This is a genomic window from Luteococcus sp. (genome assembly GCF_043424415.1).
In the GTDB taxonomy this organism is placed as follows: Bacteria; Actinomycetota; Actinomycetes; order Propionibacteriales; family Propionibacteriaceae; genus Luteococcus.
In genome coordinates this window covers 1-6,768 of sequence record NZ_JBHWOO010000145.1, presented here as the reverse complement: position 1 = coordinate 6,768, position 6,768 = coordinate 1, and the positions used below count along the sequence as shown (strand labels likewise).

The 6,768-nt window shown below is 63.9% G+C and carries 8 protein-coding genes; 5 read left to right on the top strand and 3 right to left on the bottom strand.

What is annotated here, in order from left to right; all coding sequences use genetic code 11:
* Positions 1 to 301, top strand: a 301-nt coding sequence (locus ACHFFZ_RS09095; protein WP_394276320.1) for a type II toxin-antitoxin system RelE/ParE family toxin, incomplete at its 5' end; no start/stop codon positions are given.
* A 121-nt stretch (positions 302 to 422) separates the two neighbouring features.
* Here ACHFFZ_RS09095 and ACHFFZ_RS09090 read toward each other — a convergent pair.
* On the bottom strand, positions 423 to 806 hold the full coding sequence (locus ACHFFZ_RS09090) for a hypothetical protein (protein WP_394276319.1): 384 nt from the start codon (positions 804 to 806) through the stop codon (positions 423 to 425).
* Between the two features lie 298 nt (positions 807 to 1,104).
* Here ACHFFZ_RS09090 and ACHFFZ_RS09085 point away from each other — a divergent pair, with 298 nt between their 5' ends.
* From ACHFFZ_RS09085 to ACHFFZ_RS09075, 3 genes are all read left to right on the top strand, one after another.
* The gene (locus ACHFFZ_RS09085; RefSeq protein WP_394276318.1) at positions 1,105 to 1,887 is read left to right on the top strand and encodes a ParA family protein; all 783 of its coding nucleotides are present in this window, start codon (positions 1,105 to 1,107) and stop codon (positions 1,885 to 1,887) included.
* Positions 1,888 to 2,447: 560 nt separating this feature from the next.
* Positions 2,448 to 2,663, top strand: coding sequence for a toxin-antitoxin system HicB family antitoxin (locus ACHFFZ_RS09080; RefSeq protein ID WP_378002173.1), 216 nt, complete (start codon positions 2,448 to 2,450; stop codon positions 2,661 to 2,663).
* A gap of 822 nt (positions 2,664 to 3,485) precedes the next feature.
* The gene (locus ACHFFZ_RS09075) at positions 3,486 to 4,808 is read left to right on the top strand and encodes a hypothetical protein (RefSeq protein ID WP_182657747.1); all 1,323 of its coding nucleotides are present in this window, start codon (positions 3,486 to 3,488) and stop codon (positions 4,806 to 4,808) included.
* Positions 4,809 to 5,064: 256 nt separating this feature from the next.
* Here the strand turns inward: ACHFFZ_RS09075 and ACHFFZ_RS09070 are convergent, their stop codons facing one another.
* Complete coding sequence (locus tag ACHFFZ_RS09070; RefSeq protein ID WP_182657748.1) at positions 5,065 to 5,304, bottom strand: helix-turn-helix domain-containing protein; 240 nt, start codon at positions 5,302 to 5,304, stop codon at positions 5,065 to 5,067.
* 225 nt (positions 5,305 to 5,529) lie between these two features.
* On the opposite strand from ACHFFZ_RS09070, the gene ACHFFZ_RS09065 reads away from it, so the two are divergent.
* Positions 5,530 to 5,793 (top strand): hypothetical protein, encoded by a 264-nt coding sequence (locus ACHFFZ_RS09065; protein ID WP_182657749.1) that lies wholly within the window; start codon positions 5,530 to 5,532, stop codon positions 5,791 to 5,793.
* A gap of 148 nt (positions 5,794 to 5,941) precedes the next feature.
* Here the strand turns inward: ACHFFZ_RS09065 and ACHFFZ_RS09060 are convergent.
* Positions 5,942 to 6,768 (bottom strand): C-terminal helicase domain-containing protein (locus ACHFFZ_RS09060; RefSeq protein ID WP_394276317.1); only part of this gene is annotated, 827 nt, incomplete at its 5' end.

Here is a 6,768-nt window from a genome sequence, read left to right as displayed (position 1 = left end):
ATCTACAGATGGGATACACGACCCGCCCGCAGCCCGTGACTCATGCCCTATCCGCGCGATCCCTAAGCCCTCGGCTGCGAAAGCCCTGCGCAAAGTTCATCCCACCGAGCAAAAGCGAATCGTCCAAGCCATCGAAGCGCTAGCGGCGGCTCCGCGACCGCCCGGCGCCATTCAGCTCTCCGGAGGAGACGGTGAACTCCGCATCCGCGTCGGCAACTACCGCATCATCTACGACATCGAAGACGACGCCCTCGTTGTGCTCGTGCTGCGCATTGGGCACCGCGGCGACGTCTACAAGTGACCCCGTCCCACGCCAAGTCGCCGCCGAGCGTTCGGGGACGCACTACCCGCCGGCGCCGATAAGACGCGTTCCGACAATCCGCACCCCGTCTCACTCCCCCACGGCGTCACTAGGTCGCTACTCAGATGTGTCCGCGGCGCCACGACCACACTGACAGTCCCACCAGGACTAGCGCGGCGATTGGCAGGATCCACCGCCCCAGCAGAAAAGCTTGGAGCTGCCACAGCTGCTCGTCACTCAAAAACTGTAGGCCGCTGCCCCGGTCCGCCAGCGACATGTACATCGTCCAGGCACTGGCCGCACTGATCCCCGGTAGCCACATGTGGAGCGACCCGGCCACCAAGAGCACCGCCATCGGGAAGAACACCCAGAACCACGAGAAGCCCTCGCGATTCTGCGCGGCGTGCCGAGGCGGGACGGCAGCTCTGACCAGCACGACCATCAACACGGCGAACGTCCACACCCCCACCATCACGCTGCCGGCAACCGCCATCATCAATGACACCAGACCCAATCAATCGCGGTTAGTGCTGGTATGCGCATTTCCGTGGCCTTCGCCGTGGTGGAGGACTGTCAGTCGAGCCGCAGTTAGCTACTGTAGCAATGCGCGCATTGCTAGCACTGCTAGCTAGCCTGGCACGTATAGTTACGTGCGCTTTGCGAGTTTCCGTTGCACAGATAACTATGAGAGGTAACGTAGCTAGAGATGCAGCACTAGCTACCAACGAGTACCTCAGTGCACATACATGGCCAGCCAAACTAGCGGCTACCTCTGGCTGGCATCCACTTCGAGAGGAACGTACATGATCCGAAAGTTAGCGCTCTGTAATCAGAAGGGCGGCGTCGGCAAAACTGCAACGACGCTCGGGCTGGCTAGTGCGCTGAGCGCTCAAGGGCGCAACGTTCTGATTGTGGACGTCGATCCCCAAGGGAACTCCACCACGGGACTCGGTGTCGAAATCACGGACGGCATGATGACCACGTTCGACCTCATGAACCGAACAGCTTCGGGATCTGCGGCCGACGCCGTCATCGCAACTCCATGGGACAGGGTTGACCTCATCCCGTCCAACGAAGCACTAGCCAACATCGAATCAGACGGCGCCAACGATTTGATCTTCCGCCTCGACATCGCATTCGAGGGGCTCGACCTCTCGCCCTACGACGCGGTCCTCTTCGATTGTCCACCGTCACTGGGGAAGTTGCTCTTTGCCGTGCTGTGCGCAGTCGACGGGGTCATTGCTGTGACCGAGCCGACCATCGACAGCGTCCGGGGGATCGAGAACCTTCAGGAAACGATCCGCAATGTTCAGAGACGACCGAACCCCCGGCTCGTAATGGAAAAAATCGTCCTTAGCCGTAAACGGGCCACCGGGGAGCACCAATTCCGCGAACGCGAGTTGCGTAGCACTTACGGAGAACTGGTCGCGAAGACCGCCATTCCGGAACTTACCGCCCGACAGGACGCACATAGCACTCACACGCCGATCCACAAGTTTACTGGCGGCAAGGCATTGGCTCTCCAGGTGGCTTACACAGATCTACTTTCCGAGCTGGCGATCGACTTCGAAGGAAACGCAGCATGAGCGTCCAGCGTGAACCCGCAATCCGACGAGCTGCCCACCCCGCAGCAGACTTGCCAGAGCGGCCTACCCCGGCCACCACACCGGCCGCTGCCGTGCCGCTTCCCTCCCCACAGCCAACCCAGCCAGCTGGGCGAGGGGAGGAGCGACTGACGGAGCAGCACAATGTCCGGCTGCGCCCATCAACGAAAGCGCGGCTACTCCGCGCTGTCGACAAGCTTCGCTACGAGACAGGCGACCGCTCTATAAGCATCGCATCTATCACCGACATCGCAATCGTCGAGTACTTGGAGTCTCGAGACTGCTGATCAGGAATCAACAGTCTTGAGCAGCATCGGATCGGGCGCCGGCGCCCACTAGCGCCCTCCGAATGGCGCTGGTTCTGGTCGATGCTCTCAGACCAATGCCAAACTCGAGTTTCAAGCGAGGATGGCGGGCCGCCGACCCACGATCGACTGACTCCTGAACTTCAGCCTGCCGTCCCACGCACTATCTACCGTCATTTTTGACGTCGTGAGCGTGTCGCACCCATTTCTGACGTCAGGCATGCGAATTTTGACGTCATGGCGACCACACGTTCTGGGCCGGGCAGACCAGCCCTAGGGGAGCGGACACGCATGACGGTCCGCGTACCTTCGGATGTTTACGACGCGCTTCGACGTGAAGCCAAAGCACGTGGCATCTCCATGAACCAGTATGTAGCCGAAGTCGCTGCGACACACCTCGGCATGCCCGAAGCCGTGTCGAATTTTGACGACCAGGAGGCGATCCCAGCGTGAAGTAGTCAGATCTGTGACTGACAACTAAAGATCATGCAATCCGCAAAATGACTGATCCCGGCCCACTGACCGGTGGACCGGGATCGAAAGTCAAGAGTTTGAGTTGGCGCTCGAACTCGGGGTTGCTCACCATTTAGGAGAGCTGTGCTTCCAGGCACCTCTCAGGGTAGGTCATACCTTCCGGACGGTCCACTCGTTCCGGACGGCGTGTCCTATTCTGATACCAGAAAAACCGCATCCCATCAGGCCAACACGTGGTGGGAATCAGTGGCGAGTGCGTGGAGTCCGCGCCCGTATGTGCGTGTCGATCCACGCAAAGCGCACACCTTCTCGACAACTCGACGCTTCACCGACGGCGCCCCCGGCCCGGATGTGCCATATGCGCTGCATTTGACCGATGACGCCGGCCGCTTTCGCCTGCTTGCTCTGGACTTTGACGCCCATCACGCCGGCTCAACCGCCACCGCAGACCTCGCCAACTGCACCTCCGCTTTGAGCGCCACCGGGGTCGAACATCTGGTGTGCTCATCCGGGCCCGGTGGGGGATACCACGTGTGGATCCGCCTCAGTGCCGCGATCTCACCGGCCCGGCTCGCACCACTAGTGGACGCATTCGCCGCCGCCTGGCCTTCACTTGACCGCGGACCTCTGGCAAACCCTCGCACCGGCTGCGTTCGCGCTCCGGGCTCGCCCCACCGCTCCGGCGGAGCCTCGGTCCCTCTCAGTAGCACCGACATTCGCCCCGCATCTCTTCGAGCCTTACATCGGGTTACCGAACACCTCGACACGCGTCCGAGTCCCATTTCAGGGCCGCATCCGCAGGTGACGACCCGGCCGGTGCATGTTGATATCCAGGGGCGTCCGTACCTGGCCGGCCCACGCCGACCGCTCGCCGCCAGGATTCGCGCTCTCGCCGACACCCCGATCGCTGCCGGCACAGATGCCTCAGCGATTGGGTGGTCCATCCTGCTGGCCTGCGCACATGCCCGTATGCAACACCGAGACCTCGCCGAGGCAGCATTCACGGCGCAGTGGCCGGGTCTGGAGTTCCTGCGCACCCACCGCACAGCAGTCGGCCGGACCCCGCGCCTGGACGCCGAGCAGGAGCTCGCACGTCAGTGGACCAAAGCCGTCACCGCGGCCAGCTACACCGGCCCCGCCACCTGCACCACCAGCCCAGCCCGGCACACCGTGGAACAGACCGTCGCAGACCTGTTAACCCGAATGGACAGCAAACCGCAGCAGTGGCAGGGAAAAACCGGGTCCCAGGCACGCCTGGTCCTGCTCGCCCTAGCCGCCCGCACCCTCGATGCCGCCACTGAAGAAGTCCATTTCTCCGAAAGAGATTGGGCCTTGGCAGCGGGCCTGGCCCGAGACACCGTCGCAGACCGGCTTAAAGACCTGACCGACCGCGGCTGGATCCGGCGCACCCAGCGGGCGGTGGGCCCGTGGGCCGCGACCTGGAGGCTGGTAGCGCACGGGGGCGGGGAGACAAGAAGTGGCGCAGTATTTTCCCCAGCCCTTGAGCAGCGGCTGCGAGCAGAGCTGGAATCCGCCCGCGCGGACATCTGGCATGCCCGTTCGCTAGGGGTGCTCGGCTTGCGGGTGTGGGATCTGCTGCGCACGCAGCGCCTGCCGGTGCGGCAGATCGCCGCTCGTCTTGGGATCTGCGCGGCAACGGTGCGCAGCAAGCTTGGCGCACTCCAGGCGTACGGCTTGTGCACCTCGAACGGGCGCGTCTACCAGGGCCGCTCCCGGTTAGCCCGGGCAGCGGCGCTAGCTGGGGTGACGGGAGCGCATGCAGATCGGATGCGGTTGTACCGGTTGCAGTCGGCGGTATTTGTGTGGTGGTTCACCACCCGCTACCAGCAAGATCAATCCGACGCGCTAGGGGAGTGGGGCCACTTCCCGACTCCCGGTGAGGCCGAGCAGGTCCACCCGGTCGACATTGCGCTGGCCTACGGAGCAACAGCCACCGGCCCGCCGGTGGAAGCAACCACGTGGGGGGCCGCAATGGCTGCTCAAGACCGGCATCGGGAGGCTGACCCGGCAAGCTGGTGGGAGCTGGTTGCCGCGGCCCGTGCTGCCCTGCCCGCCCCAGATGTGCTGGCCGCCCCTCACCAGTGGTCGAGCGCCGCAGCCTGATCCTGGCCAGAGGTCGTGGCTTAGAGGGACGCTCACCACAGGGCAGGGGAGAAGACGATGGGTTCCTGTTCCGCGGTGTGGGTGTCGTGTTGGTGTTCTGCGGCTCGGTGGCCAAGGAACAACACAGCGAAGACGCTAGGGGCGTAGTCGGTGCCGGCTGGAGCTTCGGCCGGATCGGAGGTGGCGGTGTCGGTCCGGTGGGAACTGATCACCACTGCCAGCAAAGTCGCCTGAACGCGCGCCAACGCACGTGTGGTCAGGGAGCAGGCGGGCGGTGCAGGCCTTCTACTAGGTGGGCGGGATCGACGCGCAGCGCGGCGGCAAGGCTGAGCAGGTTCAGCAGTCCGACGTTGCGTTCACCGCGTTCGACCGAGCCAACGTAGGTGCGGTGTAGACCGCACGCTTCCGCCAACGCCTCTTGTGACAGTCCGGTACCTGCGCGTGCGGTGCGGACACGGGTGCCGAACTGGGTGAGCAGGTCGGCATCGCAAAGCATGCCTTCACATTCACCCGATGAACACTATCGGTCTACAGACTATGAGTAGCATCTAGTGGTTGTTGATTACGATAACCACCACCAAGGGAGCACATGCCTAAATCGAAAGGCAGAAAGACCAAGAACACTCGGTCCCGAAACCGGGTGGACCCCCGAGCGTCGACAACGTCGACGGTAGCGCCGTCTCAAGCGCTGTACTTGCCGTTGCCGTACCCGGCCTGGCAGATGTCCGAGGTCGTGGCAACGATCCAAAAGGTGGTGCCGTCCCTGACTGAGGAGGTGCTGCTGGAGATGCTGCTGTCGCACCCGCTGCATCTGCGTGATGTTGACGGAGCCGCGCACTCGATCACGCCGCTCGATCTCGTTGGCGATGACCAAGCCAGTGCTAGCGACGTGCTGGCGTCCCTGAAGGTGCTGCACGAGCTGGGAATGTTGACCTGGGACGCCACCTCGCGCACCCATCTATTCAAAGAATCTGGCCACGCCTAACCCTTGGCGAGATGCTCGCACCGTACCGAGAGGCTGATTGCCGCGGCCAGCGCAGCCCATTCCCGCCCCTGACGTACTGGCCGACCCCACCAGTGGGCCGCCACTGCTGCCTGACATCTCAGATGGCCGCCGGCTCACAACAGGGCTGTCACCACAGGTCGGGGGAGGAGTCGGTGACAGGCCCCCACGCCGATGGGCTTGCCGTGTGGGTGTCCGGGCCGTGCTCTCGTTCGGCGGCTCGGTGGGCGAGGTAGGACGTGGTGAAGTCGCTCACGGTGGCGGCAGGAGACTCGGCCGGCGCGGTGGTGAGCGTGTGGCGAGTGTCGGTCAGCCACGTGGCCAGTTCCGGGTCACCGGTGGTGGTTTCTGGTGGGGGAATGGGCAGTTCGAGCTTCTCACCGACCTCGCGGGTCACGTGTCGGATTCGGTGGGCGATGACTGCGCCAGCGGATTTCGCGGTGTCGAGGGTGTCGGTGGCCTGGGCCCACATTTCTCGGGGGTCCAGGCCTGCCAGTGCCGCTTCGGTCCAGGCGTGCGCAATCTCGGTGCGCAGCTCGGGATCAGCATCAATCTGGTGGGCGTAAGCCCGCGGGAGAGCGTCGATGTACTCGGGCAGGGTGGCTGCGGTGAAGGCAGTGGCGGCAAGGTCCGCGCCGTGGCGGTACAGCGCTTCCACGCGCTGCGGGTCGGTGGCGTCGGTGTACTCCTGCCGCAGGGCTTCGACCGCTGAGGTGTGCCGGGTGTCACGGGCCAAAACGGTGGACAGCACCTCGAGTGCGGTGGGTGCGGGACTATCGCCGGCCGAGTGCATGTGCCCGTCCTCGGCAGCCAGATCCAGGTCAGGTTCGCACACCGCGTAGACGCGGTTTTCTTTCTTGCCTCGGGTCATGGCGACGTACAGGCCGGCCCGGTCGACGCCAGTGTCGATGACGGCGTGGGTGGTATCCACGGTGGAGCCTTGGGCGCGGTGGATGG

What these genes read in the sequence shown, in the direction of transcription:
- ACHFFZ_RS09085 (WP_394276318.1), top strand. Translation starts at nt 1,105, where the DNA reads ATGATCCGAAAGTTAGCGCTCTGTAATCAGAAGGGCGGCGTCGGCAAA.
- ACHFFZ_RS09080 (WP_378002173.1), top strand. Translation starts at nt 2,448, where the DNA reads ATGGCGACCACACGTTCTGGGCCGGGCAGACCAGCCCTAGGGGAGCGG.
- ACHFFZ_RS09070 (WP_182657748.1), bottom strand. Translation starts at nt 5,304, where the DNA reads ATGCTTTGCGATGCCGACCTGCTCACCCAGTTCGGCACCCGTGTCCGC.
- ACHFFZ_RS09065 (WP_182657749.1), top strand. Translation starts at nt 5,530, where the DNA reads ATGTCCGAGGTCGTGGCAACGATCCAAAAGGTGGTGCCGTCCCTGACT.